This is a genomic window from Pseudoalteromonas sp. MMG006 (assembly GCF_018101025.1).
In the GTDB taxonomy this organism is placed as follows: domain Bacteria; phylum Pseudomonadota; class Gammaproteobacteria; order Enterobacterales; family Alteromonadaceae; genus Pseudoalteromonas.
Genome location: NZ_JAGJEJ010000002.1, coordinates 62,298 through 87,152 on the forward strand (window position 1 = coordinate 62,298; position 24,855 = coordinate 87,152).

Annotated in this window: 27 protein-coding genes; 19 read left to right on the forward strand and 8 right to left on the reverse strand. The window is 39.4% G+C overall.

The annotated features are described in order from the left end of the window. Positions 1-8: 8 nt before the first annotated feature. Positions 9-1,691 (reverse strand): chloride channel protein, encoded by a 1,683-nt coding sequence (locus J8L73_RS02760; RefSeq protein WP_211001506.1) that lies wholly within the window; start codon positions 1,689-1,691, stop codon positions 9-11. Between the two features lie 264 nt (positions 1,692-1,955). Between J8L73_RS02760 and erpA the strand changes: the two genes are divergently transcribed. Continuing rightward, on the forward strand, positions 1,956-2,294 hold the full coding sequence (gene erpA, locus J8L73_RS02765; RefSeq protein WP_008169708.1) for an iron-sulfur cluster insertion protein ErpA: 339 nt from the start codon (positions 1,956-1,958) through the stop codon (positions 2,292-2,294). 49 nt (positions 2,295-2,343) lie between these two features. On the opposite strand, the gene J8L73_RS19255 is transcribed toward erpA, so the two are convergent. Continuing rightward, positions 2,344-2,532 carry a hypothetical protein gene (locus tag J8L73_RS19255; protein ID WP_211001507.1) on the reverse strand — a complete coding sequence of 63 codons (189 nt, stop codon included), beginning with the start codon at positions 2,530-2,532 and terminating at the stop codon, positions 2,344-2,346. A gap of 439 nt (positions 2,533-2,971) precedes the next feature. Between J8L73_RS19255 and J8L73_RS02770 the strand changes: the two genes are divergently transcribed. Continuing rightward, a complete protein-coding gene (locus J8L73_RS02770) occupies positions 2,972-3,211 on the forward strand; it encodes a helix-turn-helix transcriptional regulator (RefSeq protein WP_007584874.1) in 240 nt (79 codons plus the stop codon). Between the two features lie 69 nt (positions 3,212-3,280). Here J8L73_RS02770 and J8L73_RS02775 read toward each other — a convergent pair whose 3' ends face one another. The 4 genes from J8L73_RS02775 to J8L73_RS02790 are packed head-to-tail and all read right to left on the reverse strand — an operon-like array spanning position 3,281 to position 7,033. Beyond that, entirely contained in the window at positions 3,281-4,660 is a 1,380-nt protein-coding gene (locus J8L73_RS02775; protein ID WP_211001508.1) for an MFS transporter, read from the reverse strand. Between the two features lie 46 nt (positions 4,661-4,706). Beyond that, positions 4,707-5,327, reverse strand: coding sequence for a peptidylprolyl isomerase (locus J8L73_RS02780; protein ID WP_211014670.1), 621 nt, complete (start codon positions 5,325-5,327; stop codon positions 4,707-4,709). Positions 5,328-5,329: 2 nt separating this feature from the next. Then, positions 5,330-5,890 carry a YajG family lipoprotein gene (locus tag J8L73_RS02785; RefSeq protein ID WP_211014672.1) on the reverse strand — a complete coding sequence of 187 codons (561 nt, stop codon included), beginning with the start codon at positions 5,888-5,890 and terminating at the stop codon, positions 5,330-5,332. Continuing rightward, positions 5,891-7,033, reverse strand: coding sequence for a methyltransferase (locus J8L73_RS02790; RefSeq protein WP_211014674.1), 1,143 nt, complete (start codon positions 7,031-7,033; stop codon positions 5,891-5,893). A gap of 42 nt (positions 7,034-7,075) precedes the next feature. Here J8L73_RS02790 and J8L73_RS02795 point away from each other — a divergent pair, with 42 nt between their 5' ends. The 17 genes from J8L73_RS02795 to cyoE all read left to right on the forward strand — a co-directional run bounded on the left by J8L73_RS02795 (position 7,076) and on the right by cyoE (position 23,549). Continuing rightward, positions 7,076-7,687: an alpha-ketoglutarate-dependent dioxygenase AlkB gene (locus J8L73_RS02795; protein WP_211014676.1), complete on the forward strand. Its 612-nt coding sequence runs from the start codon at positions 7,076-7,078 to the stop codon at positions 7,685-7,687. Positions 7,688-7,740: 53 nt separating this feature from the next. After that, entirely contained in the window at positions 7,741-8,052 is a 312-nt protein-coding gene (locus tag J8L73_RS02800) for a BolA family protein (protein ID WP_211014677.1), read from the forward strand. A 124-nt stretch (positions 8,053-8,176) separates the two neighbouring features. Continuing rightward, complete coding sequence (gene fabV, locus J8L73_RS02805) at positions 8,177-9,370, forward strand: enoyl-ACP reductase FabV (protein WP_211014679.1); 1,194 nt, start codon at positions 8,177-8,179, stop codon at positions 9,368-9,370. Positions 9,371-9,736: 366 nt separating this feature from the next. Beyond that, positions 9,737-11,080 (forward strand): Na(+)-translocating NADH-quinone reductase subunit A, encoded by a 1,344-nt coding sequence (locus tag J8L73_RS02810; protein WP_211014957.1) that lies wholly within the window; start codon positions 9,737-9,739, stop codon positions 11,078-11,080. Between the two features lie 2 nt (positions 11,081-11,082). Continuing rightward, positions 11,083-12,285 carry an NADH:ubiquinone reductase (Na(+)-transporting) subunit B gene (locus tag J8L73_RS02815; protein WP_211014681.1) on the forward strand — a complete coding sequence of 401 codons (1,203 nt, stop codon included), beginning with the start codon at positions 11,083-11,085 and terminating at the stop codon, positions 12,283-12,285. After that, positions 12,278-13,030: a Na(+)-translocating NADH-quinone reductase subunit C gene (locus J8L73_RS02820; protein ID WP_058547265.1), complete on the forward strand. Its 753-nt coding sequence runs from the start codon at positions 12,278-12,280 to the stop codon at positions 13,028-13,030. The genes J8L73_RS02815 and J8L73_RS02820 overlap by 8 nt, the downstream gene beginning before the upstream one ends. Beyond that, positions 13,030-13,662 carry an NADH:ubiquinone reductase (Na(+)-transporting) subunit D gene (locus J8L73_RS02825; protein ID WP_211001516.1) on the forward strand — a complete coding sequence of 211 codons (633 nt, stop codon included), beginning with the start codon at positions 13,030-13,032 and terminating at the stop codon, positions 13,660-13,662. Before J8L73_RS02820 ends, J8L73_RS02825 begins: the two co-directional genes overlap by 1 nt. Positions 13,663-13,672: 10 nt before the next feature. Further along, positions 13,673-14,281, forward strand: a complete 609-nt coding sequence (gene nqrE / locus J8L73_RS02830) for an NADH:ubiquinone reductase (Na(+)-transporting) subunit E (RefSeq protein WP_058547267.1) — start codon at positions 13,673-13,675, stop codon at positions 14,279-14,281. 18 nt (positions 14,282-14,299) lie between these two features. Beyond that, positions 14,300-15,529 carry an NADH:ubiquinone reductase (Na(+)-transporting) subunit F gene (gene nqrF / locus J8L73_RS02835; protein WP_211001517.1) on the forward strand — a complete coding sequence of 410 codons (1,230 nt, stop codon included), beginning with the start codon at positions 14,300-14,302 and terminating at the stop codon, positions 15,527-15,529. A gap of 98 nt (positions 15,530-15,627) precedes the next feature. Beyond that, on the forward strand, positions 15,628-16,659 hold the full coding sequence (locus J8L73_RS02840; protein ID WP_211014682.1) for an FAD:protein FMN transferase: 1,032 nt from the start codon (positions 15,628-15,630) through the stop codon (positions 16,657-16,659). A gap of 162 nt (positions 16,660-16,821) precedes the next feature. Beyond that, positions 16,822-17,034 (forward strand): (Na+)-NQR maturation NqrM, encoded by a 213-nt coding sequence (gene nqrM / locus J8L73_RS02845; RefSeq protein WP_058547270.1) that lies wholly within the window; start codon positions 16,822-16,824, stop codon positions 17,032-17,034. Between the two features lie 954 nt (positions 17,035-17,988). Further along, entirely contained in the window at positions 17,989-18,408 is a 420-nt protein-coding gene (locus J8L73_RS02850; protein WP_211000099.1) for a hypothetical protein, read from the forward strand. A gap of 314 nt (positions 18,409-18,722) precedes the next feature. Continuing rightward, complete coding sequence (cyoA, locus tag J8L73_RS02855) at positions 18,723-19,676, forward strand: ubiquinol oxidase subunit II (protein ID WP_211014684.1); 954 nt, start codon at positions 18,723-18,725, stop codon at positions 19,674-19,676. A 2-nt stretch (positions 19,677-19,678) separates the two neighbouring features. After that, positions 19,679-21,667 carry a cytochrome o ubiquinol oxidase subunit I gene (gene cyoB, locus J8L73_RS02860; protein WP_211014686.1) on the forward strand — a complete coding sequence of 663 codons (1,989 nt, stop codon included), beginning with the start codon at positions 19,679-19,681 and terminating at the stop codon, positions 21,665-21,667. Continuing rightward, on the forward strand, positions 21,664-22,299 hold the full coding sequence (gene cyoC / locus J8L73_RS02865; protein ID WP_211014687.1) for a cytochrome o ubiquinol oxidase subunit III: 636 nt from the start codon (positions 21,664-21,666) through the stop codon (positions 22,297-22,299). Before cyoB ends, cyoC begins: the two co-directional genes overlap by 4 nt. After that, positions 22,299-22,655, forward strand: coding sequence for a cytochrome o ubiquinol oxidase subunit IV (cyoD, locus tag J8L73_RS02870; protein ID WP_211014689.1), 357 nt, complete (start codon positions 22,299-22,301; stop codon positions 22,653-22,655). The genes cyoC and cyoD overlap by 1 nt, the downstream gene beginning before the upstream one ends. A gap of 9 nt (positions 22,656-22,664) precedes the next feature. Next, positions 22,665-23,549 carry a heme o synthase gene (gene cyoE, locus J8L73_RS02875; protein ID WP_104642181.1) on the forward strand — a complete coding sequence of 295 codons (885 nt, stop codon included), beginning with the start codon at positions 22,665-22,667 and terminating at the stop codon, positions 23,547-23,549. A 59-nt stretch (positions 23,550-23,608) separates the two neighbouring features. On the opposite strand, the gene J8L73_RS02880 is transcribed toward cyoE, so the two are convergent. Both J8L73_RS02880 and J8L73_RS02885 read right to left on the reverse strand, forming a co-directional pair. Further along, positions 23,609-24,196, reverse strand: a complete 588-nt coding sequence (locus J8L73_RS02880; protein ID WP_211014691.1) for an FMN-binding negative transcriptional regulator — start codon at positions 24,194-24,196, stop codon at positions 23,609-23,611. Beyond that, a complete protein-coding gene (locus J8L73_RS02885) occupies positions 24,196-24,771 on the reverse strand; it encodes a GNAT family protein (protein WP_211014693.1) in 576 nt (191 codons plus the stop codon). The genes J8L73_RS02880 and J8L73_RS02885 overlap by 1 nt, the downstream gene beginning before the upstream one ends. Between the last annotated feature and the right edge of the window lie 84 nt (positions 24,772-24,855).

Sequence of the window (24,855 nt, forward strand, 5' to 3'; positions counted from 1 at the left end):
CTTATTATTTAAAGCAGGCTGTTACGAATGGTTAAAATATGGTGAATTTGATCCCAGCGTAACAAGCCCATTATTTGTTGGTTATCTAATAGGTTGAATACATACAAAGCGCCACTGCGCTTGTCTTTTAGCATATCAAAAGCATCAGCTAAGGTTGCTTGGCTACTTATACCTTGCAAGCTAATGTAGTTTATATTTATGGTCTCGCCCGACATTAATGTTAAGTCGTACTCTGCAAGACGGTAGCCGTTTTCTTCATCGAACACTATTAGCGGTGTTTGGCTATCCATGGCATCTAGGGTGTTCTTTATCTGTTCTTTATCGTCTGAGTACAGCAACTTAAAGTCTTCATCCATGTCATCCATTATGCCCACTTTTTGTAGCGCTTCAGTGGCAGGGGATACATGATACGGCAATTCCTGAAAATCTAACTGTTGTAAAAATATAGAGCGGTTACCAAAAAATTGCAGTGCGGTTACATAAGCTGTAGTAATAACTAACATTGCGGGAACTATTATTTCTGGCGAAGAGGTAAGTTCCATCACTGTTGTTAATGCTGCAAGAGGTGCATGCAGTGTCGCGGCTAGTAATCCCGCCATCCCTAAAACACCATACGTACCCGCAATGTCGGTTCCAGGGCTTATATACTGGGCTAAAAATGCCATTAATGTACCAATAATTACCCCAAGCCCAATTACAGGGCCAATTAATCCGCCAGGAATACCCAAGCCAATAGCAAATAATGTGGCCAATAACTTAGCTATTAAAATAGTTGTTAGTAGTTTTACATTATCAGGAGATTCAACTGCAATGGTAATTGCACTCATTCCAGAGCCCATTGCGTGAGGTACTGCGTACGCTATTAAGCTTGCAATACAACCTGCAATTAATAAACGAGGGAACATACTTAAAGGTTTAAATGTTTTAATAATTAACATTAAATTTTGATTAAAGCTAAATGCGATAGCACCTAGTGCCATACCGCATAAAATTAAGTACGGATAATGCCAGCCACTCAACGGTGCAATTGTAATAAGCGCAAGCTCTGAGCCTTCGCCAAACACAAACTGTGTAGCCAGTGCGCCTGTTAAAGCTGCTAACATAATAGGTACGAATATGTGCACTTTATATTCACGAAGCACCACTTCCATAACAAAAATAACGGCTGCGAGTGGTGTGTTAAATGAAGCCGCGATACCTGCCGCTACCCCGCAACCACTTAAAGTACGCATAGCGTTATGCGGTAAATGCAGTTTATCCGCCAAGATGCTCGCACCAGTGGCGCCCATATGTACCGATGGACCCTCTCGGCCAACCGAAAAACCACTAATTAATGCCAGTGCGCCACCGACAAATTGATTTACCGTGTTGTACAGCGGCATATGCCCGTAGTGGCGTTTAATACGGTGAATAACAAATGGAATACCTAAGCGGTAATGCTTAAAACCAGTTAGGGCTGCAAATGTGGCAATAAGTAGCGCTGCAATCAAAGGCATTAATACACGTTCAAGCGTAGGTAACGTTGTAAAGTTGTCTGGGGTTTCTAAAAATAAACTTTGAAAAAACAGAATAGTTAAACGAAATAAAATGATAAAAAATGCAGCAATTAATCCGGCACTTACGCCTAATAAGCATAATTGTACGGATGTTTTTGGTTTTGCTAATCGACGCCTGAGCTGTTCAAGCCACATGCTGTATTCTCCGCCACATTTTTTCAACGAGCATTTTAGCAAAAGAGTTAAGCTAAGTCCTTGTGATTTTGAAAATTTTGTAACTTATATTAACAATTATTACTGTGTATAGGCTTGCATTGAACATAAGCAAAATAGTTTTGAAATATACAAAACTTTAGCTTGTTAAACTGTATAACTTAAATGAAAGAGTTGTTTTACTATACTTGATTAAAACACTCGGGTATTAGATAATCACGCCATTGCGATATTGAGGGTTTTAGAATGTCTGAAGAATTACCAATTAAGTTTAGCGATGCAGCTGCTGTACGTGTAAAACAGTTAATCGACGAAGAAGAAAATCCAGAGCTAAAACTGCGTGTTTATGTAACAGGTGGCGGTTGTTCAGGTTTTCAATATGGCTTTACCTTTGATGAAAAAGCGAATCCTGGCGATTTAGAAATCGTTAAAAATGGCGTAACACTAGTTATTGACCCTATGAGTATTCAGTACTTAGTAGATGGCGAAGTTGATTATACTGAAGGGTTGGAAGGTGCGCGCTTTTTTGTATCTAATCCTAATGCAACAACAACCTGTGGTTGTGGTGCAAGCTTTAGTGTTTAGTTAATTACTTGCTTATATATTAAAGCCGCGTTTGCGGCTTTTTTAATGCCTATAATTCGCTAGGGCTGTATTCGGTGATCTGTATTATGAATACAAAAAAAGCTAGTACAAAGGCCGAAAAGCCTAATATATACATAAATCCTTTTTTACCTTGTTTAATCGGTACACCATTTTGTCGTAAAAAAACATACCAGCCTAAGCACAGCACTACAGGTAATAAAAATAAAAGTCTGAACATTATTTAACCTTAATTAAAGCTAATTATTACTTAATCATAAACATGTAGTGGTTAGATTGTTACAAAAACTTTTTTATTTTTTTGCTATAAAAAGCAAAATCAGTAATATTTTTGAATACTTAGGGTTAATGTTCAGCATTTATAAATGTTTGTAGGGAGCTAAATCTATACCGAGTATGTAATTAGTTATTCAACCAAAGTGTTAATAGTATATAATGTATCCAAGAATGAGACGGGCAAAATTTCATTCTTAATAAAAATATGTACCACGTTTATAGCGTAGTGTTCTTTTAGCTATGTGGGTGGGGTAGCAACAAGTACTTTTTAAAGTGATAGCTTGCTATTGAAGTTAAAATAAGTGCAGCTGCTTACTTGCCTACAGCTATTGATAGACTACTGCTTTAACGGGTAAGTCAAATCATCTAGTAGGAGATGTAAAATGATGGGCAAAACAGTTTCTTCTGAAGAAAATGCAAAGCTAACGAAGTGGCTTAAAAGTAAGCGCCATGAAAAGGGTCATACAATGCGAAGCCTAGCGCAAGTGCTTGGAACGCCTCACTCGTTTATCGGCAAAATTGAAAACCAAGAGCGCCGTTTAGATGTTATTGAGTTTGTTCGCTATTGTACTGCCTTAGAAGTTGATCCACATGAAGCTTTAAGCTTATTAAAAGTAGATTAACTTAAACATTGCTTAGTACACTTTGAGGGGCACTTGATAGTGCTAAGCAATCGTTAATGCAGGGATGCATTAAATATTTTTATGGTAGTTACTTTCAAGTTCATAGAGTTTATGCCGAATCAGATATAAAAATATTAACGATGGTATAACCATTAAAGCTGTTAAAACAAAAAATAACGCCCAATTCCCTAATAGCCAATCGTCAATAACCACACCACTGTAACTCGAAAGTAAGGTACGGCCTAAATTACCAAGTGATGCTAATAACGCATAGTGAGTTGCACTAAAAGCACGATCGCACAACATTGATATAAACGCGACCATAGCTACTAATGACCAAGCCTGAGTAAAACCGTCAATCACAATAGCAAATGCATATAGCCCTAAATTTGGCCCTACAAGCGCAATAGCTGAAAATGCTAAATTAGATGCTGCCATTGCAACGCCACTTATAAATAGCCCCTTAACAATGCCGTATTTTTGATTAAACAAGCTACCTACAAACGTAAAGGCGATAGTTAAAACTGCCGTGCCTACTTTTGAAAAAGTAGCTATGTCACTATTGCTAAAGCCTATTTCTTTATAGAAAACAATCGACATGCGTCCTAAGAACGCTTCGCCAATTTTAAATAAGAATATAAATGCCAGTAGCGCGAGGGCAGTTTTAACTCCATTTTTAGCAAAAAAGGTTTTAAATGGATCTATTACTGTTACACCAAGCCAAGCGATAATTTTAGTAAACGGAGTTTGTTTAATACTGGCTAGTTTTTCTATGTATACACGTTCAAGCTCAGCATGAACCGCTTCTCGGTTTGATTTAGGCTCTTTAGCAAACAGCACTCCACTCATCAGCAGTAACATTACGGCGGCTAAAAAATAATATACTTGTGGCCAATCTAAAGAGGGAATATCGGCCATATAAAAAGGAATGGCACCTAATAGCGCGTAGCCTGTCCACCAACCCGATGTAGCCATGGCTGCAGCCGCAGTGGCTTTGTGCGATTCGTTTTCGTTTAGGGTATCTATTCTAAATGCATCAATGGCAATGTCTTGAGTCGCAGAGGCTACTGCGATTAGTAAACATAGACCCGCTGCAATTGCTAAATTAGCTTTTAAATCAAGGCCAGCTAACATCAGCGTGCCTATGAACATAAAGCTTTGGCAAAATAGAATCCAACTGCGTCTTTGGCCTAACCATTTATATAAAAAGGGGAGTTTTGAGCGGTCTATCAGAGGTGACCATAAAAAATTAATGCTGTAAGCGCCAAAAACAATACCAAATAAGCCAATCATACTGCGGCTCAAGCCTTCATCTTTTAACCACGCCGACATAACTGAGCCAATCAAAACCCACGGGAAACCACTGCTCATGCCAAATATAAAAATATTGATTAAGCGTTTATCTTTAAAATAAGAAAAGTATTCGCTAACAGAGAGAGATTTGCTCATAGGGCCTTCATTGGCGGTTGGGTGCAACTTAGTTGCACCTCATTAATTATAATGGTACTTGCTCAAGTACTTTAATATTTAAAATAACAACAGGTTTTTTAGGCACGAAATCGTAGCCAATTTTTTCATTAAAATCAGTTTCAACAGCCATAATTTTATCAAGTGTTTCGTAGCCTTCCATAACATTACCAAAAACAGCAAAACCCCAATCTTTGCCTGGGTTTAAGTGATCGTTATTATCCATGTTAAAAAAGAACTGACGAGTGCCAGAGTGAGGTTCGCGGTCTTGATACGCCATAGCAATGCTATACATATCGTTTTTCATGCCGTTACCGCTTTCGTTAAATATAGGGTCGTTTTCGTGAAGACCTTCGTAGTCTTTGTCATAACCGCCACCTTGAATAACAAAATCGCGATCGTTTTCTACATCGCGCTCTATACGATGAAAAACACTCCCTTGGTAGCTTTTATCAGATACGTAAGTTAAAAAGTTATTTACCGTAATAGGCGCTCTCGAGCGATCAAGTTCAACCACTATGCTGCCCATTGACGTAACAATTTCAACGCGTGGAAAAATGTTATCTTTTTGCACAAAGCGGCCTTCTTGGGCTGCATAGCTACTTACACTAACAAATAGGCTCAAGCAGATTAAAAAAAGTCGTTTCATAGTTAACCTTCTAAAAATTCTATTAATTCGGGGTCAGATACAATGCGGGTAATAATTTGTTCAGTCAACTTATTGAGCTGGCCTTCAATTTTTGCACGTTCATGACTAAGTGGACCTTCAAGGTTTGCACTTCCTCGATATACTTTACTGAAATTGCTAGTAGAGCGGATAACACGTACGCCAAGCTCAATAGTCGCTTCGCTTGTGTGGCTCATTAATTTTTCAGTTACAACGGCTTGCAGCGCGTGAATGTCGACTTCAAAGCGCACTGTGGCTAAGTTAGATATACTTGCGCCGTTTCGGTTAAGGGCGCTATCTAAAACACTTTTAACAGAGTCAGTTATACCTTGGCTTGCAAAGGTTTTAGTTTTGTCTGACTCTATTAGTTTAAGAGTGGATGTATCACCACGTAAATCAATTACACTGGTGCTTAAGCTACTATTGATAGTGCTAATTTGGCCATTTTTATAAACAGGGTTAAGTATTACTTGGCCTGGTTGCTTTGCGCAGCCGGCAAGTACAAGTAGTGCGCAGCACGTAACTATAATGTGTGTTAATTTCATTTATAGCATTCCATTATTTTTAGTTGCACTTAAAACGACAAACTTTTTGTTTGAGCCTAATAACTTACAGTTACCAAACATACGGTTTAACTTGTCATGATAATCTAAATGACGATTACCAATAATACGCAGCTCACCACCTTCTTTTAGCGTGTCTTTTGCTTGTTTAAACATTTGCCATGCTATGTGATCGGTAACAGCTTGAGCTTGATGAAATGGAGGGTTACATAAAACCATATCCACACTGTCTCTTTCAAAACCTGTTAAACAGTCATTTTCAATAAATTCGCAGTTATCAAATTTATCACCTTGGTTAAGCTCTACATTTAATCTTGCAGACTCCACAGCCATGTATGACTCATCAACAAACGTAACCGATGCGTTAGGGCAACGAGATAGTGTCATTAAACCAACTACACCATTACCACAGCCTAAATCAATAATGCTTTTTGCTTTAGGGGTTTGCGGCAAATAATTAAAAAAGAATCGAGCACCAATATCTAGCGAATCACGCGAAAACACATTGGCGTGGTTTGTTATATTAAATTCTGTGCCTTCAAGTTCCCACGTTACAGGGAAATCAGCGGCTTTATAACCACCTTTAGCAGTGCTTAATATTAGACGTGACTTTTTAACCGCTAAACTTGTTTTCGTTTCACCAATATATTGCTCAAAGGCCTTTATTGTTGAGTTATGAATTTCTTTTGTTTTACCGGCAGCAATAACAGGTGTGCCCGGTGCAAGTACTTCGCTTAACTCACTAAGTTGAAATTGTAAAAATCCAACATTACGAGGAATTTTAATAAGTACTAAATCAACATCTTCTGGTAAAGCAGACAAGCTATCGAGCTGTGTAAATTCTGCTGTAGATAGTTTGTTTTCTTTTAAATTGTAAGCTGCAGCTTGGTGGCTAATATAAGAATCGTTAACTGAACAAACCGTTAATTGATTAAAATAACAAGCAAGCGCACCAAAGCTATCGTTCAAAATAAGCAAAGAGCGACATTCAGGGTGATGTTCGTTAACATAATTGATAAGGTACTCATCCGCCGAATCCCACGCTTGTAAACTGCGGTTTTTTTGATCCAAAGGGAAGCGTTCAAGAGTAAAGGTTTTATCGCCTAGCTGGGCTTGCGTCGTCATAATGGTTTGTTGATCAGTAATCTAATGTAGGTAAATTCTAACATGCAACGGCAAAACGCCAACCCCCAACAGTTACCAAATGGCTTTTCTTATCAAAGTAGGGCACTTAGTGCGCAAAAAAGCCTCGATCTGTTTTATTATCTTCAAAAAAATTTACACTGGCAGCAACCCGATGTCACTGTTTACGGTAAAACAGGCCCTATCCCTCGGTTGCAATGTTTTATGAGCGATTTAAATATTGAATACGGCTATTCGCATAGTAAACAAATAGTCGAGCCGTGGAATGACATATTGTTAAATATGCGAAAACGCCTAGAGCTTCATTTAAATAAGCCGCTTAACTCGTTACTTGTTAATTATTATAGAGATGGCAACGATACTATGGGCTGGCACAGCGATGACGAGATAGAGCTTGGCCCAGAGCCTACTATTGTTTGTATATCGCTAGGTGCTGAGCGCGTTTTAAAGCTCAAACAAAAAGCGACTAATAAAGTGACTGATTTGAAGCTTCATAGTGGGAGTTGTTTGATTATGAACGGGCATAGTCAGCGCGATTATCAACACGCGATACCAAAGCAAACAACACTTGTACATCCGCGAATTAGTTTAACTTACCGATTTATTGAACACATTAAACAAAAGCAATTTAGTTAGTTAAATTAAGTTGTTATAGTAAGTTGATAAATTAGCTAATCAAACGGTCTTTTATGTCTATGCAGCAACAAATTCAAGAAAAAATCAGCAGTGCTATCGCCTGTAAGCATTTAAATGTAATAAACGAAAGCCACATGCACAGCAAAGGCACTGAATCACACTTTAAAGTAATTGTGGTGAGTGAAGAATTTGCAGGTAAGCGTTTGTTACAACGCCATCGCCAAATTAATGAAATATTAAAAGATGAACTAGCAAATCACATACATGCACTCGCTATTCATACCTACACACCTGATGAATTTACGGAGCACGACGGCGAAGCGCCTGACTCTCCTAATTGCTTAGGCGGCTCAAAGCTTGACTAAGAAAAATGTAAGTTAATTATAATAAATAGGGTCTTTGGTCGGTGTTTAACTGATCAGATCAGTGTTTTTAGTATTAGCCTTTAAACTAGCGCTAATTTTTATAGTAAAAGATATAGGATGATCAATGGTCATTAAGCCAAAAATTCGTGGATTTATTTGCACTAACGCGCATCCAACTGGTTGTGCAGAGCATGTTCAAGAACAAATTAGCTATGTAAAACAACAAGGCGCATTGAAAAGCGCCCCAAAAAATGTACTAGTTATTGGCGCATCAACAGGCTACGGCTTGGCATCGCGTATTACTGCTGCGTTTGGTGGTGGTGCTAAAACATTAGGTATCTTCTTTGAAAAAGAAGGGACAGAGCGTAAAACAGGTTCTGCTGGTTGGTACAATACAGCAGCATTCCAAGACGCTGCAGATGAAGCTGGCCTTTGGTCAAAGAATATCAATGGCGATGCGTTTTCTAACGAAATTAAGCAAAAAGCAATCGACACGATTAAAGCTGATTTAGGTAAAGTAGACTGTATTATTTATAGCCTTGCATCGCCTCGTCGCACAGATCCAAATACTGGCGAAGTGTTCTCTTCTACACTCAAACCAATTGGTAATGCAGTTACCACTAAAAACCTAAATACATCAAAGCGTGAAATTGATGAAATTACGGTAGAAGCAGCAAGCCAAGATGATATCGACAACACTATTAAAGTAATGGGTGGTGAAGATTGGGAAATGTGGATTGACGCTTTAAAAGAAGCCGATGTGCTTGCAGATAACTTTAAAACGACGGCTTATACTTATATTGGTAAAGAGTTAACGTGGCCAATTTACGGGCACGCTACGATTGGTAAAGCAAAAGAAGACTTAGACCGTGCTACAGCCGCTATAAAAGCCTCTACTAAAGCGCTAAATGGTGAAGCGTATGTTTCATCACTTAATGCGGTAGTAACTCAAGCGAGTTCTGCTATTCCTATTATGCCTTTATATATTTCAGCTTTATTTAAAGTAATGAAAGCTGATGGCACTTACGAAGGAACTATTGAGCAAATTCACGCATTATTTAGTGAAAACCTTTATGGTGAAACGCCGCGCTTTGATGAGGGCGGTCACTTGTTCCAAAACTACAAAGAGCTAGAGGACGATGTGCAAGCGCGTGTTCAAGCTGTATGGGATAGTGTAGATACAAGCTCAATTGATGAGTTAACTGACTATGTTGGTTACCATAACGAGTTTTTACGCTTATTTGGCTTTGGTTTTGACGGTGTTGATTACGATCAAGACGTTGACTCAGTTAAGCCAATCGCAAATATGGTTGATTAATCATACTTTGTAATTATAAAAAGTCGCATTCGCGGCTTTTTTTGTATGCGATGGTTTGTTAATTGAGCAGTTGAATAGTGGACTATACTTGCTCAGGCTACCACTTTGGTCTAACTTGATTTTTATTAAAATCACTTAACAAAACCAAATAAGTGTTTCTGTCGTATAATTTTCATAAATACACTCGCATAGTCGTCCAAAATGATGTTAAAATCTGGGCAATATGTGATGAGTTTTACTACGTTGCTTGTTTGATAAACCGAGCAAGCTGCTGTTTTGCACCTTGATATAACTTGGAATAACTCAAATGGCGACGTGGTTGATACGATTTTTCAGTTTCTTTCCTTTAATGTAATGCAAGTGCGTATGATCAACATAAAAAAAGGTCTGGATTTACCCTTAGAGGGCGCGCCACAGCAAGTTATACATGACGGTTCTGCTGTCAAACGTGTAGCTGTGCTTGGCGAAGAGTTTATCGGTATGCGTCCAACCATGCATGTTCGTGTGGATGACCAAGTCAAAAAAGGCCAAGTTCTTTTTGAAGATAAAAAGAACCCAGGCGTCCTATTTACTGCTCCAGCTTCTGGTACAGTAAAAGAAATAAATCGTGGTGCTAAACGTGTGCTGCAATCTGTTGTTATTGAAGTAGCAGGCAGTGAGCAAATCACCTTTGACTCTTTCAGTGCAGATGAGCTTTCGAGCTTAGAGCGTGAAAAAGCCAAAGAAGTACTTATCCAGTCAGGTCAGTGGACGGCACTTCGTGTTCGCCCATTTAGCAAAGTAGCGGCTGTGGATGAAAATCCTAGTTCTATTTTTGTGACTGCAATCGACACAAACCCATTAGCTGCAGATCCTGCAGTGATTATTGCCGAAAATGCAGCTGCATTTGAAGCGGGTCTTGCTGTTGTTTCGCGTTTGACAGACGGTAAAGTATTTGTGTGTAAAAAGGCAGGCAGCCAAGTTCCTAGCTCATCTATCGCTCAAGTAGAAGTACATGAGTTTGGTGGTGTGCATCCGGCTGGCCTAGTTGGCACTCATATTCATCATCTTGATGCTGTATCTGTTAGCAAAAAAGTGTGGCACATTGGTTACCAAGACGTTATTGCGTTTGGTCACTTGTTCCTTACTGGTGAAATTTACACAGACCGTGTTATTTCGCTTGCAGGTCCTCGCGTTAAAAACCCACGTTTAGTGAAAACACAACTAGGTGCTTCATTGGATGACTTAGTAGCTGGTGAATTAGAAGACGGAGATAACCGCGTTATTTCTGGTTCTGTTTTATCGGGTTCTATTTCAAACGGTGTTCATGCATTCTTAGGTCGTTACCACGTTCAAGTATCTGTTTTACTTGAAGGTCGCGAAAAAGAATTGTTTGGCTGGATTGCACCAGGTAGTAATAAATTCTCTGTAACGCGTACATTCCTTTCTCACCTTGCACCGAGTCGTTTATTTAAAATGACAACGTCTACAGGTGGTTCAAAACGTGCCATGGTACCAATCGGTAGCTACGAGCGCGTAATGCCGTTAGATATTTTGCCAACTCTATTATTACGTGACTTAATCGCACGTGACTTAGACAGTGCAATTTCATTAGGCGCGCTTGAACTTGATGAAGAAGATTTAGCGTTATGTACCTTCGTTTGTCCTGGCAAATACGAGTATGGTTCTATCCTGCGCGATTGCTTAACTACGATCGAGAAGGAAGGCTAGAGATGGGTTTAAAAAAATATCTAGAAGATATCGAGCCGAATTTTGAAGCCGGTGGTAAATATGAAAAATTCTACGCTCTGTATGAAGCAGCAGCAACAATTTTTTATACACCAGGCTATGTAAATAAAGGCGCGACACACGTACGCGATAACATCGACCTAAAACGCATGATGATTTTAGTGTGGATGGCGACGTTCCCAGCTATGTTTTTTGGTATGTTCAACATCGGTCATCAGGCCGCAGGTGCTTTAGCACAAGGTTTTGAACTAGCAAATTCTTGGCAGGTTGGTCTGTTCCAGTTATTTGGTGGTGAGTTAACTGCTGAATCAGGCTGGGGCGCTAAAATGTTCTACGGAGCATGTTTCTTCTTACCTATCTACGCAGTAACGTTTGCGGTAGGTGGTTTTTGGGAAGTTATATTTGCTTCAGTGCGTAAACATGAAATTAACGAAGGTTTCTTTGTAACGTCTGTTTTATTTGCACTAATACTGCCTGCTACAATTCCTTTATGGCAAGTTGCGTTAGGTATTACGTTCGGTGTTGTAATCGCTAAAGAAATCTTTGGTGGTACTGGCCGTAACTTCCTAAACCCTGCTTTAGCGGGCCGTGCGTTTTTATTCTTCGCATACCCAGCTCAAATTTCAGGTGACACGGTATGGACAGCAGTAGATTCTTTCTCTGGTGCAACTATGCTAGGCCAAGCGTTTGCTGGCACACTTGATTATGCAAACATGGAATTATGGTGGAATGCGTTTTACGGTTTCATTCAAGGTTCTGTAGGTGAAACATCTACACTTGCAGTATTAGCTGGTGGTTTGTTCTTAATATATGTTCGTATTGCTTCTTGGCGCATCGTACTAGGTGTATTCCTAGGTATGGTAGCAACTGCGTTTTTATTAAATGCTGTTGGCTCAGAAAACAACCCAGTATTTGCAATGCCTTGGCATTGGCATTTAGTACTAGGTGGATTTGCGTTCGGTATGTTCTTTATGGCTACTGACCCTGTTTCTGCTGCATTTACCAATAAAGGTAAGTTCGCTTACGGCGCACTTATTGGCTTTATGGTAGTTATGATCCGTGTTGTGAATCCTGCTTTCCCTGAAGGTATGATGCTAGCAATCTTATTTGCTAACTTATTCGCTCCATTGTTTGATCACTTTGTAGTGCAAGCTAATATCAAACGGAGGTTGGCACGTAATGTCTAGTAATAACGAATCAATCGGCAAAACGTTAACGGTTGTTGTTGCACTGTGTTTAGTGTGTGCAATTATTGTATCGTTTGCTTCTGTACAGCTTCGTCCTTTACAGCAAGCTAATAAAAACAAAGATATTCAAAGCAATATCTTAGCTGCTGCGGGCATCGATAAAGTTGAAAATGTATTAGAAACATTTGATGCAAAAATCGAAGCACGCGTTGTAAATATGACTACGGGTGAGTTTGTAGATACAGATCCAACAATCTTCGACTTTGAAAAAAGCAAATATGATGCTGAATTAAGCGTTTCTCTTAAAGAGAAAGGCGTAACAGACATTGCTGGTATTCAACGTGTGACTAAAGAGTCGCCGGTGTATATCTCTAAAAAAGAAGATGGTTCAGTTGATGCAATCATTCTTCCTATCCAAGGCTATGGCTTATGGGGCTTAATGTATGGTTTTATCTCGCTTGAAAGCGATGGTGAAACGGTTAAAGGTATTATCTTTTACAAGCATAATGAAACCCCTGGTCTTGGTGGCGAAATTCAAAACCCACAGTGGACTGCAACATGGGAAGGCAAAGAACTGCCAATTCAAATTGTTAAAGGTACTGCGGGCGGTGATGAGCATAAGATCGATGGTCTTTCAGGTGCTACATTAACGTCTAACGGTGTTGACAATGCAGTTGACTTTTGGACTGGTGAAAATGGCTTTGGCCCTTTCCTTGCAAAAGTACGTAAAGGAGCATTGAAATAATGGCTGATTCTAAAGAAATGAAGGCGGTCCTGTTTGGTCCGGTTTTAGCTAACAACCCAATCGCATTACAAGTACTTGGTATTTGTTCTGCGCTAGCGGTAACGTCTAGCTTAAAAAATGCGTTAATCATGTCAATCGCATTGACATTAGTAACTGCGTTTTCGAGCTTCTTTATCTCGCTTATTCGTAACCAGATCCCATCATCTGTACGTATCATCGTACAAATGACAATTATTGCATCGTTAGTAATCGTTGTTGACCAAGTACTACAAGCATTCTCTTACGCTACGGCAAAAGAGCTTTCTGTATTCGTTGGTCTAATTATTACTAACTGTATCGTAATGGGTCGTGCTGAAGCATACGCGATGAAATCGCCACCACTTATGTCATTTCTTGACGGTATTGGTAACGGCTTAGGCTACTCTGTAGTACTTCTTACTGTTGGCTTTATTCGTGAGCTATTTGGTAAGGGTTCACTATTCGGTGTTGATATTATTCCATTAGTACAAGATGGCGGTTGGTATCAGCCTATGGGTCTATTGATTTTACCACCGAGTGCATTCTTCATTATTGGTTTATTCATTTGGGTACTTCGTACCTTTAAGAAAGACCAAGTAGAAGCTAAAGCGTAAGGGGCAAACAGTGGAACATTATATTAGTTTATTTGTAAAAGCCGTTTTTATTGAGAACTTAGCGTTGTCATTCTTCTTAGGCATGTGTACTTTTTTAGCAGTATCTAAAAAAGTAACTACATCAATTGGCCTAGGTATAGCGGTTATAGTTGTATTAGGTATTTCAGTACCAGTTAACAACTTGGTTTACCATGCGGTACTTGCACCAGGCTCACTAGCTTGGTTAGGTTACCCAGATGCAGACCTTAGCTTTTTACGTTTCTTAACTTTCATCGGTGTTATTGCAGCACTTGTGCAAATTTTGGAAATGGCATTAGATAAGTTTTTCCCTGCACTATACAACGCATTAGGTATCTTCTTACCACTTATCACAGTTAACTGTGCAATATTTGGTGCGGTATCATTCATGGTTGAGCGTAACTATAACTTCGGCGAGTCTGTTGTTTATGGTATTGGCGCTGGTGTTGGTTGGGCGCTTGCAATTACTTTACTTGCAGGTATCCGTGAGAAAATGAAATATTCAGACGTGCCAGACGGCCTACGTGGTTTAGGTATTACCTTCATCACTGTTGGTTTAATGGGACTTGGCTTTATGTCATTCTCTGGTATTTCACTGTAAAGGTAGCGAGGATAAATCATGGATTATCAGATTTTCTTAGGCGTTGGTGTTTTCATCGCTATCGTTGTACTACTAGTTTTAGTGATTATTGGTGCTAAATCTAAGTTAGTTGCGAGCGGTGACATCATCATCAGCATTAATGGCGACCCAGACAAAGCCATTAAAACATCAGCAGGTAGCAAGCTTTTAGGCGCGCTATCTGAGTCAGGTATTTTCGTATCATCTGCATGTGGTGGCGGTGGCTCTTGTGGTCAGTGTCGTGTTCACATTAAAGAAGGTGGCGGCGATATCTTACCAACTGAACTTGATCACATTTCTAAAGGTGAAGCCCGTGAAGGCTGTCGTTTAGCGTGTCAGGTAAATGTTAAAAACGACATGGAAATTGAGCTTGAAGAGTCAATTTTCGGTGTTAAGAAGTGGGATTGTGAAGTTATCTCTAACGATAACAAAGCAACGTTCATTAAAGAACTTAAGCTGCAAATTCCAGATGGCGAGTCAGTGCCTTTCCGTGCGGGTGGTTACATCCAAATCGAAGCACCTGCTCACCACGTTAAATACTCTGAATTTGAAATTCCTGAAGAGTATCGTGGCGACTGGAACCACTTTGGTTTCTTCGACCTGGAGTCAAAAGTAGACGAAGAGACTATTCGTGCTTACTCAATGGCTAACTACCCGGAAGAAGAAGGCATAATTATGCTTAACGTGCGTATCGCTACGCCTCCACCAAGAAACCTTAGCTTGCCTTGTGGTAAAATGTCATCGTACATTTGGTCATTAACAAAAGGCGACAAGGTAACTATTTCTGGTCCATTTGGTGAGTTCTTTGCTAAAGACACTGACGCAGAAATGATTTTTGTTGGTGGTGGTGCTGGTATGGCGCCAATGCGTTCACATATCTTTGACCAACTTAAACGTTTGAACTCTAAACGTAAGATGAGCTTTTGGTATGGTGCACGTTCTAAACGTGAAATGTTCTACGTAGAAGATTTTGACGGCCTAGCTGCCGATAATGAAAACTTCGTATGGCATACAGCACTTTCAGATCCGCAACCTGAAGATAACTGGGAAGGCTATACAGGCTTTATCCATAACGTGTTATTTGAGAACTATCTTAAAGATCACGAAGCGCCAGAAGATTGTGAGTACTACATGTGTGGTCCTCCAATGATGAACGCGGCAGTTATCACAATGCTTAAAGACTTAGGTGTAGAAGACGAAAATATCTTATTAGATGATTTCGGTGGCTAACACCATACCAAAACACATTCGTTTTGGTTAAAATACCAGCCTCGTTGCACTTAGTGTTACGAGGCTTTTTTTATTCTTTATTTTATAAGTAGGCTTTCATGAATCGAGTGGGTGCATCTCAAAGCGTTATAGCTTTATTTTTTATTACATTGACTTTATTACTCACTGGTTGTGGCGAAAAGCCAACACCAGAAGGTGTTTTTTTAGAAGGTAGAACAATGGGCACTACTTATCATATTAAGTTTTATGATGAGCAAGCGCAGTTATCACCTAAAGCATTACAAGCACAAATAGACGACGTGCTAAAAAATGTAAACCAGTCAATGTCTACTTATATTGATGACTCTGAAATAAATACATTTAACAGGCTACCTGCTAATCAAGTTATGCCTATCAGTGAAGACTTTAGGGCTGTAATAAGTGAATCGATTCGCATAGGTAAGTCAACTAAAACTCTCGATGTGACGATGGGGCCTTTAATAGATTTATGGGGCTTTGGACCTGATAAAAAGCCAACTAAGCGCCCAACTGATGAAGCACTTGCTGCAATGATTGAAAAAATTGGTGTAGATAAACTTAATCTTACAGAGCAGGGGCTGGCTAAAACTGTTGATGGATTGGAGCTGTCATTTTCAGCTACTGCTAAAGGCTATGGTATTGATAAAGTAGCGCAGCTATTAGAGAGTCACAGTATTACTAATTATATGGTTGAGATTGGCGGTGAGCTTCGCATTGGCGGCGAAAAGCCTAATAATCAAGATTGGAAAATTGCAATTGAGCAACCTGATGCCAAGCCTGGTGAGCGAAAGGTGCACCGTGTTTTATCGCCTGGCACAAATGGTATTGCTACATCAGGTGATTATCGTATTTTTTATGAAATGGATGGTGAGATTTATACCCATCTAATTGATCCGGTAACGGGTATGCCAGTTAAACACGACTTAGTATCGGTTACTGTATTGCACCCAAGTGCAATGACTGCGGATGGCCTAGCGACAGCGCTTACTGTAATGGGGATGGATAAAGCACAAGCATATGCAGAGCAACATGATTTACCTGTTTATTTAATAGCTAAATCACAAGAAGGGCTAATAACGTACTCAAGCCCTGCATTTAAGCCATACTTGTAATATAATTAATCTTAATTTAGGTTGGTTTAAGCTTAGAGCAATATTCTAACCTAATTTTTAGAATAGACTTTACTCGCATCTAAATTGTATTTTAGTGTATAATTTAATAGTCGCTTAAGAATGCTTGAGCATAATTTATTGCTGATCAATAGGGGCTAAGCAATGTCACTTTTTCTTCTTACTTTTGGCTTACTAATTTTAATAGTTTCGGCGATGGCTGTTGGTATGATCGTGCAAAAAAAATCTATGGCGAGCAGCTGTGGTGGTCTAGGCTCTGTAGGTATTGATAAAGCCTGCGATTGTGATGACCCATGTGATAAACGTAAAAACCGCATGGCTAAAGAGCAAGCTTGGAAAGAAAATCAAATTATCTAAATTTGTAAAATAATCAATTTTATAAAAAGCGCTTTTAAAGCGCTTTTTTTGTGCCTGCTATTTGTGTATGTATTTAGCTTCTAAATAAACGCAACCTTAATGTATTAGACCAAAGTCTATAAGTTAGTTTTTTTCATCCATTAGGTTTATTTTTCTCGTTTGTCAAATTGGAGCTAACACTCTAAAGTTTAACCATAGACACAGAGCAAGGCTCTCGTCATAAGCTTGAGGCATAAGTTAGCCTCGCTTAAAAGAATCTTTATATTGTGTGTGAAGATGTTGTCAGTGTGAAAGGCAACTCAAGTTCGGTGGATTCACTTCCATAAATAACAGCTTGGGTTGTTTTTATTCCCTACAATTGCCACGTAGTGTAAACCAAAAATCTTTATATTGTGTGTGAAGATGTTGTCAGTGTGAAAGGCAACTCAAGTTCGGTGGTGACTTAGCTTGAGTTGTTTTTATTCCCTACAATTGCCGCGCAGTGTAAACCAAGAATCTTTATATTGTGTGTGAAGATGTTGTCAGTGTGAAAGGCGGCTCAATTTCGGTGGTGACTGATTTTGGGCTGTTTTTATTTATACCACTTTATTTTTAATTCCATTAATTTCTCATCTCTACTCCTAAAACCTCTTAAATATTAAATATCATCAAGTTAAGTCTTTATTTTTAGTATGTTATTTTTTATTAACAAAATAGCTTCTAAAGCTTAACTCAAAAATTATGTTTTTTAGTTGAACAGAATATTCTCTTTGTTATACTCACATTCGAACTTTCAGTAAGTTTTGAAAGTTTGATTGATACGGATCAATTTTCACTAGGTCAATTTGTGCTAGGCGGATTTGATTGTATTTAGCACCCAGTTTTAGGGCTTACAACTGCAATGTCTTTTAAGTTTTTCCATTGCAAACTGTACAACCCTAATTTCGTTATAGTCATTTTAGTAGGTTAATGTCTTTGAACACACTTTCTTTGCAACATACAAATACGGAACTTGCCTCTGGCGAGCCGCAGACGTATGTGCGCTTGAATAAAGCAGGCAAGGGCGTGTGTGTAGCTATAACGTTATTAGTGTTTAATACTGTAATGTTGCTAAGCGGTGCACTAGAGGATGCCTTTAAGCTTGAAGCGCTATTAAGTGATGGGTTTATTGTAGAGCCACTGTTACTTAGTGTTGCGCAATTTTTAGCTCATCCGATCATATCAAGTCAGTTACTAATCGGCCTTTGTTGGTTATTGTTCCATATTTTTCCAGCGCGTCGTGCTGGAATAATCCTCCGTAAAGCAGCCTTTGCTTTTGGCGAGGCTAAAGTTCAGCAACCTGTGATCTCTTCACATGGTTGTCGTGCTCCACCTAGCTTTACAGGTTGTCTGTAAGGCTGCATCTTGTAGCTGGTTTTAATTATTTGTTCTTGCTGTAAATAATTAAGGTTAGCGTATACAAAGTAGCTCTGTGTTTTAAACACATTCAGCCAACCAACACTCACCCAAGTTAACTTTTATTACGTTATATAAATGCGTTTAGAAAGCTGGGTTTGTTGCTAGGTCATAATTGGCATGAGCTTTAACTTTTGAATAGCCCCCTTATTTTTATAATTTAATTCTAGTTAACTTGGGTTTTTATTGAAAAATCGTTGCTTTAGTTTTCATTTAAGCAGCAAATTAAAACTCTAGGTTTGTAGGATACTCCCTTGTTAATTCGTAACCTTTGTAATATTGCTTTAGCTAGTACAGTGCTGGCGTTGTCAGGCTGTAAAGGCGGGATACTCGATCCAAAAGGGCAAATAGGCATTGATGAGAAAAACTTAATCATCATCGCAACCGTGCTTATGTTGCTTGTAGTCGTTCCCGTTATTGTGATGACTTTGTATTTCGCTTGGAAATACAGAGATACTCAAAACCAAGAAATTTATGCGCCAAAATGGGCTCATTCAAATAAAATTGAAGCCGCAGTTTGGGCTGTTCCTATTGTTATTGTGATTATCTTAGGTGTTATTACCTGGGAGTCTACTCAAGAGCTAGACCCTTACAAGCCGATTGAAGGTAAAGGTGAGCATCTAACTGTTGAAGTAGTGTCATTAAATTGGAAATGGTTATTTATTTATCCAGAGCAAGGTATTGCTACGGTAAACGAATTGGTATTTCCAGCTAATGTACCTGTTGAATATAAAATCACGTCAGAAAGCACAATGAATTCGTTTTTTATTCCTCAGCTTGGCAGCCAAATATACTCAATGGCTGGCATGGAAACCAAGCTTCACTTAATTGCAAACGAACCTGGTACTTTTAAAGGGTTTTCGGCCAATTACAGTGGCGCAGGTTTTACGGGGATGAAATTTAATGCCATTGCTACTCCTACCCAAGCAGACTTTGATAAGTGGGTAACCAGCGTTAAAGCCAATGCTAATCAATTAACCCATGCAAACTATGTAGAGCTTGCAAAAGCAAGTGAAGATAACCCAGTTGCTTATTACGGTAAAGTTGATGACGGCTTATTTCATACCATTGTCATGAAGTATATGCAGGCGCATGGCGATATGAATAAAAAGCACCATGCAATGGGCGAACATGGGCAAATGAGCAAAAAGCATCATGAAATGGCTGAGCACTCAATGCCTTCATCTCACAGCCAAGGCGAGGAATAATAATGTCGTTTTTAGGTAATCTTTCACTCGACGCAATTCCATTTCATGAGCCAATTCTTGTGTTCACGATGTCGGTTATTGCGATAGCTGGGCTTATTATTGCCGGGCTTATTACAAAGTATAAAAAATGGGGCGTGCTCTGGCGCGATTGGATCACGTCTGTCGATCACAAACGCTTAGGCGTGATGTATATTCTTTTAGCATTAATAATGCTGTTTCGTGGTTTTTCTGACGCCATAATGATGCGTGCGCAGTTAGCACTTGCTACCAGTGGTGCGCCAGGATATTTGCCACCAGAGCATTACGACCAAATATTTACCGCTCACGGCGTAATTATGATCATATTTATGGCGATGCCATTTATGATTGGTTTAATGAACATTGTGTTGCCTCTGCAAATTGGTGCACGTGATGTTGCATTCCCATTTCTAAATAATTTAAGTTTTTGGTTTACCGCCAGCGGCGCTATCTTAATTAATTTATCGCTTGTATTTGGTGAGTTTGCAAAAACAGGTTGGGTGGCATATCCGCCGCTTTCGGAGCTTACCTTTAGCCCTGGGGTGGGGGTCGATTATTATATCTGGGCGCTACAAATATCCGGGCTCGGTACGCTTTTAACGGCAGTAAACTTTTTAGTGACTGTATTTAAAATGCGTGCTCCAGGTATGACCCTAATGAAAATGCCTATTTTTACATGGGCATGTACGTGGGCAAATATCTTAATTGCAGCCTCTTTTCCAATTTTAACTGCTGTGCTGGCCATGCTTACGCTTGACCGCTACCTTGATTTTCACTTTTTTACCAATGCAGCGGGCGGCAATGCCATGATGTACATCAACCTGTTTTGGGCTTGGGGTCATCCTGAGGTTTATATTTTAGTACTACCTGCTTTTGGTATTTTTTCTGAAATTATCTCTACGTTTGCCGGTAAGCGCTTATTTGGTTATAAGTCGATGGTTTATGCCAGCGGTGCTATCTCAATTTTAGGTTTTATTGTTTGGTTACATCACTTTTTCACTATGGGGTCTAGTGCAAACGTTAATGCGTTCTTTGGGGTAATGACCATGGTTATTGCCGTACCCACTGGGGTTAAGTTATTTAACTGGTTATTCACCATTTACAGAGGCCGTTTACGTATTAGCGTTCCGGTGCTTTGGACGCTTGGTTTTATGATTACCTTTACTGTAGGCGGTATGACCGGTGTACTCCTTGCGATTCCGGGTGCCGATTACGTATTGCATAACAGCTTATTCTTAATTGCGCATTTTCATAACACTATTATTGGTGGCGCAGTATTTGGCTACCTTGCTGGTTTTGTATTTTGGTTCCCTAAAGCAATGGGCTTTAAGCTTAACGAAAAATGGGGTAAAGCATCATTTTGGTGTTGGATTATCGGTTTCTTCGTCGCATTTATGCCGTTGTATGTACTTGGTTTCTTAGGTATGACACGTCGTTTAAACCACACCAATAACCCCGATTGGAATATTTGGTTATACATTGCCGCAGGCGGTGCTGTAATCATTATGTTTGGTATTATCAGCCAAGCAATTCAACTATTTGTAAGCTTTAGAGACCGTGAAGCACTTGACGATACAACGGGCGATCCGTGGAACGGCCATACACTAGAATGGGCTACAAGTTCACCTCCGCAAATTTATAACTTTGCAACAATTCCACATATTGATGATATTGATGCATGGACCGACATGAAAGAAAAAGGTCAAGCATATCAAGATAAGGCAAACTACAGCCCTATTCATATGCCTAAAAACACATCAGCTGGCGTGTTAATGGCTGCAAGCTTAACAGTATTTTGTTTTGCAATGATTTGGCACATTTGGTGGTTAGCTGTAGTAGGGCTAGTAGGCGGAATTGCCATATTTATCAAGCGTTGTTACACCAATGATGTTGATTACTACATACAGCCAGATGAAATTGCACGCACTGAAGCTGCGTATAATTCAAGTGGAAATAAGGAGCTAAACGCGTGAGTACACTTTCTGCAAATCTAGAATCTGCAAATTTAGACTCTGTATCGCACGATGATCATGCGCATGATCATCACGACACCTCGGGCGATACGATATTTGGCTTTTGGTTATACCTAATGACCGATTGTCTATTATTTGCCTCGTTTTTTGCCACCTACGCAGTGCTGTTTATGAACACTGCCGGTGGTGTATCGGGTAAAGATATTTTTGAACTCGACTTTGTTGCAGTAGAAACCGCTGCGCTACTTATTAGTAGTATTACCTTTGGCTTTGCCATGATTGCTGCTCAAGGGCAAAAAAAGGCACTAACACTTACTTGGTTATTTATTACCTTTTGTTTAGGTGCTGCGTTTATTGGTATGGAAATATACGAGTTTCATCACCTGATTGTGCATGGTAATGGCCCACAACAAAGTGCCTTTTTAACGTCGTTCTTCTCGTTAGTTGGCTTACATGGTTTACATGTAACCGCGGGTTTAATTTGGATGACAATCATGATGATAGAAGTGGCTAAACGTGGTTTAGGTAAACCAACCGTAACGCGTTTAAGCTGCCTAAGCCTATTTTGGCACTTCTTAGACATTGTTTGGATTTGTGTATTTACCGTTGTTTATTTAATGGGAGCAATGTAATGAGCCACAGCGAAACACATGCGTTAAAGCAAATGCAAAGTGAGCACCATAATGAATCTCATGGCAGCGTTAAAACTTACTTAATAGGCTTTGTGCTATCAATAATTTTAACCGCCATACCGTTTTACATGGTTATGGAAGGCGACTTTTCTAAAGTAACTACGCTTTGGAGCATTGTTACTTTAGCAATCGTACAAATTTGGGTGCATTTAAAGTACTTCTTACACCTTAATTTTACGACAGAAGATGGCCGTGCAAGTACGTTCTCATTCCTATTCAGTGCCCTGATCATCGTAATGGTTGTTGGGCTATCTGTTTGGATTATTTACGAATCTAACGCAATGATGATGTACTAGGAGTTTAAAATGTTTCGTCGTTATTTATCAGTGACTAAGCCTGGCATTATTATGGGTAATCTTATTAGCGTTGCAGGTGGGTTTTTACTTGCCTCACGTGGAGATGTAGATCCTTGGTTAATGATTGCTACTTTAATTGGCTTGTCGCTTGTGGTTGCATCGGGTTGTGCTATCAACAATGTTATTGATAGAGATATAGATGTAGCCATGGCACGTACTCGTACGCGGGTTACAGTAACAGGCGAAATGTCGGCCTTTGCTGCACTGAGTCACGGTGTTTTGTTGGGTGTTGTAGGTTTTGGTTTACTCATTGCTTACACCACTCAAGCCGCGGTATTTTTTGCAGCGTTTGGCTATGTAATTTATGTAGGGGTTTATAGCCTCTACATGAAACGCAACTCTGTTTATGGCACATTTGTAGGGAGCCTTTCTGGCGCTGTACCGCCCGTAGTGGGTTACTGCGCCGTAACAGGGCAGTTCGATATGGGCGCATTAATACTGCTGGTTATGTTTAGCTTGTGGCAAATGCCGCACTCATATGCCATTGCTATTTTTCGCTTTAAAGATTACCAGGCAGCAGGTATTCCTGTACTACCCGTTGCACAAGGCATAGATAAAGCCAAGCGCCATATTGTACTTTATATTGCTGTGTACGCTTTAGTCGTCATGCTATTACCAATTAGTGGCTACACGGGTGCAGCGTTTATGGCTGTGGCGTGTATTACCAGCTTTTGGTGGCTGTTAATGGCGCTTCGTGGTTATCGTCGTAATATTGATTTAACAGGCTGGGCTCGCCAAGTGTTTGCCTTTTCAATTGTTAATATTACAGCGTTAAGTATTGCCATGGCAGTTGACTACCACAGTGCAGCACCACAACTATTTGCACTTATATAGCTTAATTAATTTACCTTTCCAAAGTTAATCCAAAGGCTCGAAAGAGCCTTTTTTTATGCCTAAAATAACTGTGCAATAGAGTACTTGTTGGTAAGTTCTAGGCTTTGTTTTATACGCGCTCTTACATCAGGTGATTTATTTTGGCTTAGCTTAAAGTTGCCACTCCAATGAGTGGGAGTAAACTCTATAAAGCTTAATTGTTGATACATTACTTGGCGACTGTGTGTAGGCATGTCATTAATATTCCACATGGGCTTAAAGGGTTGCTCAAAATGGGTTGTTAATTGACTCATTATTTTTTCTTTCTCGCTGCCGCTTTTAATAATCACTACCGTTGCAGTGACTTGTACAGATGAGTAAAGCCAGCTTGGCAGTGTTTTATTATTACTATACGAGGGAGATAGGTAACAGTTATCGCCACTAAATAGTAATTTTACTGATTGCTTATCACATTGCGTTAGCGGGTTATGTTTTGTTACGTGTGCAATAAATACATTACGTGAGTGATCATATAATACAGGTACTTGGCATATATTATTTAAGTCACTTTGCAAGCAAGGCATTAAAATACTCGCTAGAGGGAATTGCTCAACTAAAGCCTGCAAACGTTTAATATTATGTTCTTGAAAATGCATTGGAGGGTACATTAAAGCCTCCCCGCTAGTTGTAATTTTATATCCGGCCAATGCTCATCGACTATGCTAAATTTTGCTGTGCTTCTAAAGCTACCATCACTTAGTAATCTATCTTTATGAGCCACACCTTCAAAACGAGCGCCTAAACGCGCTATTGCATTACGTGATTTTTTATTATTTTCGTGGGTATTAAATGAAATACGCACTAAACCTAGCTTTTCAAATGCGTAATTAAGTAATAAGTATTTAGCATGTGAATTTATGTAAGTACGCTGCCAGTCATTACCAATAAATGTATTACCAATCTCAGCGCTTAAATTATGTGTATCTAACTTAAATAACCGTGTTGTGCCCACTACTTGCTGTGTATTTTTATCAATAATGGCAAAAACAACTTGTTCGTTTTCATTAAATTGCGCCTGTGTTAAAAACCATTCGTTTAGTATTTCAGGGCTTTTAGTGTAATTGCTTAATACCCACTTCCATACATTAGGGTGCTGGCCCGCTTTAAATAATCCATTTAGGTGCTTATGGTTTAATGGCTCTAAAATGACCTTGTTTGTGTAATGAGTTTGCAGAGTAAACATTAATGGCTCCATTTTTGCTATTTATGAGCAACAAATGTACGCTGATTTGGGTTGGTAAAAACAACCAGAATATAACTTTTACCT

Bases quoted from the DNA above. Each gene is read 5' to 3' on its own strand.
- J8L73_RS02760 (WP_211001506.1), bottom strand. From the start codon at position 1,691: ATGTGGCTTGAACAGCTCAGGCGTCGATTAGCAAAACCAAAAACATCC.
- erpA (WP_008169708.1), top strand. From the start codon at position 1,956: ATGTCTGAAGAATTACCAATTAAGTTTAGCGATGCAGCTGCTGTACGT.
- J8L73_RS19255 (WP_211001507.1), bottom strand. From the start codon at position 2,532: ATGTTCAGACTTTTATTTTTATTACCTGTAGTGCTGTGCTTAGGCTGG.
- J8L73_RS02770 (WP_007584874.1), top strand. From the start codon at position 2,972: ATGATGGGCAAAACAGTTTCTTCTGAAGAAAATGCAAAGCTAACGAAG.
- J8L73_RS02775 (WP_211001508.1), bottom strand. From the start codon at position 4,660: ATGAGCAAATCTCTCTCTGTTAGCGAATACTTTTCTTATTTTAAAGAT.
- J8L73_RS02780 (WP_211014670.1), bottom strand. From the start codon at position 5,327: ATGAAACGACTTTTTTTAATCTGCTTGAGCCTATTTGTTAGTGTAAGT.
- J8L73_RS02785 (WP_211014672.1), bottom strand. From the start codon at position 5,890: ATGAAATTAACACACATTATAGTTACGTGCTGCGCACTACTTGTACTT.
- J8L73_RS02790 (WP_211014674.1), bottom strand. From the start codon at position 7,033: ATGACGACGCAAGCCCAGCTAGGCGATAAAACCTTTACTCTTGAACGC.
- J8L73_RS02795 (WP_211014676.1), top strand. From the start codon at position 7,076: ATGCAACGGCAAAACGCCAACCCCCAACAGTTACCAAATGGCTTTTCT.
- J8L73_RS02800 (WP_211014677.1), top strand. From the start codon at position 7,741: ATGTCTATGCAGCAACAAATTCAAGAAAAAATCAGCAGTGCTATCGCC.
- fabV (WP_211014679.1), top strand. From the start codon at position 8,177: ATGGTCATTAAGCCAAAAATTCGTGGATTTATTTGCACTAACGCGCAT.
- J8L73_RS02810 (WP_211014957.1), top strand. From the start codon at position 9,737: ATGATCAACATAAAAAAAGGTCTGGATTTACCCTTAGAGGGCGCGCCA.
- J8L73_RS02815 (WP_211014681.1), top strand. From the start codon at position 11,083: ATGGGTTTAAAAAAATATCTAGAAGATATCGAGCCGAATTTTGAAGCC.
- J8L73_RS02820 (WP_058547265.1), top strand. From the start codon at position 12,278: ATGTCTAGTAATAACGAATCAATCGGCAAAACGTTAACGGTTGTTGTT.
- J8L73_RS02825 (WP_211001516.1), top strand. From the start codon at position 13,030: ATGGCTGATTCTAAAGAAATGAAGGCGGTCCTGTTTGGTCCGGTTTTA.
- nqrF (WP_211001517.1), top strand. From the start codon at position 14,300: ATGGATTATCAGATTTTCTTAGGCGTTGGTGTTTTCATCGCTATCGTT.
- J8L73_RS02840 (WP_211014682.1), top strand. From the start codon at position 15,628: ATGAATCGAGTGGGTGCATCTCAAAGCGTTATAGCTTTATTTTTTATT.
- nqrM (WP_058547270.1), top strand. From the start codon at position 16,822: ATGTCACTTTTTCTTCTTACTTTTGGCTTACTAATTTTAATAGTTTCG.
- cyoB (WP_211014686.1), top strand. From the start codon at position 19,679: ATGTCGTTTTTAGGTAATCTTTCACTCGACGCAATTCCATTTCATGAG.
- cyoD (WP_211014689.1), top strand. From the start codon at position 22,299: ATGAGCCACAGCGAAACACATGCGTTAAAGCAAATGCAAAGTGAGCAC.
- cyoE (WP_104642181.1), top strand. From the start codon at position 22,665: ATGTTTCGTCGTTATTTATCAGTGACTAAGCCTGGCATTATTATGGGT.
- J8L73_RS02880 (WP_211014691.1), bottom strand. From the start codon at position 24,196: ATGTACCCTCCAATGCATTTTCAAGAACATAATATTAAACGTTTGCAG.
- J8L73_RS02885 (WP_211014693.1), bottom strand. From the start codon at position 24,771: ATGTTTACTCTGCAAACTCATTACACAAACAAGGTCATTTTAGAGCCA.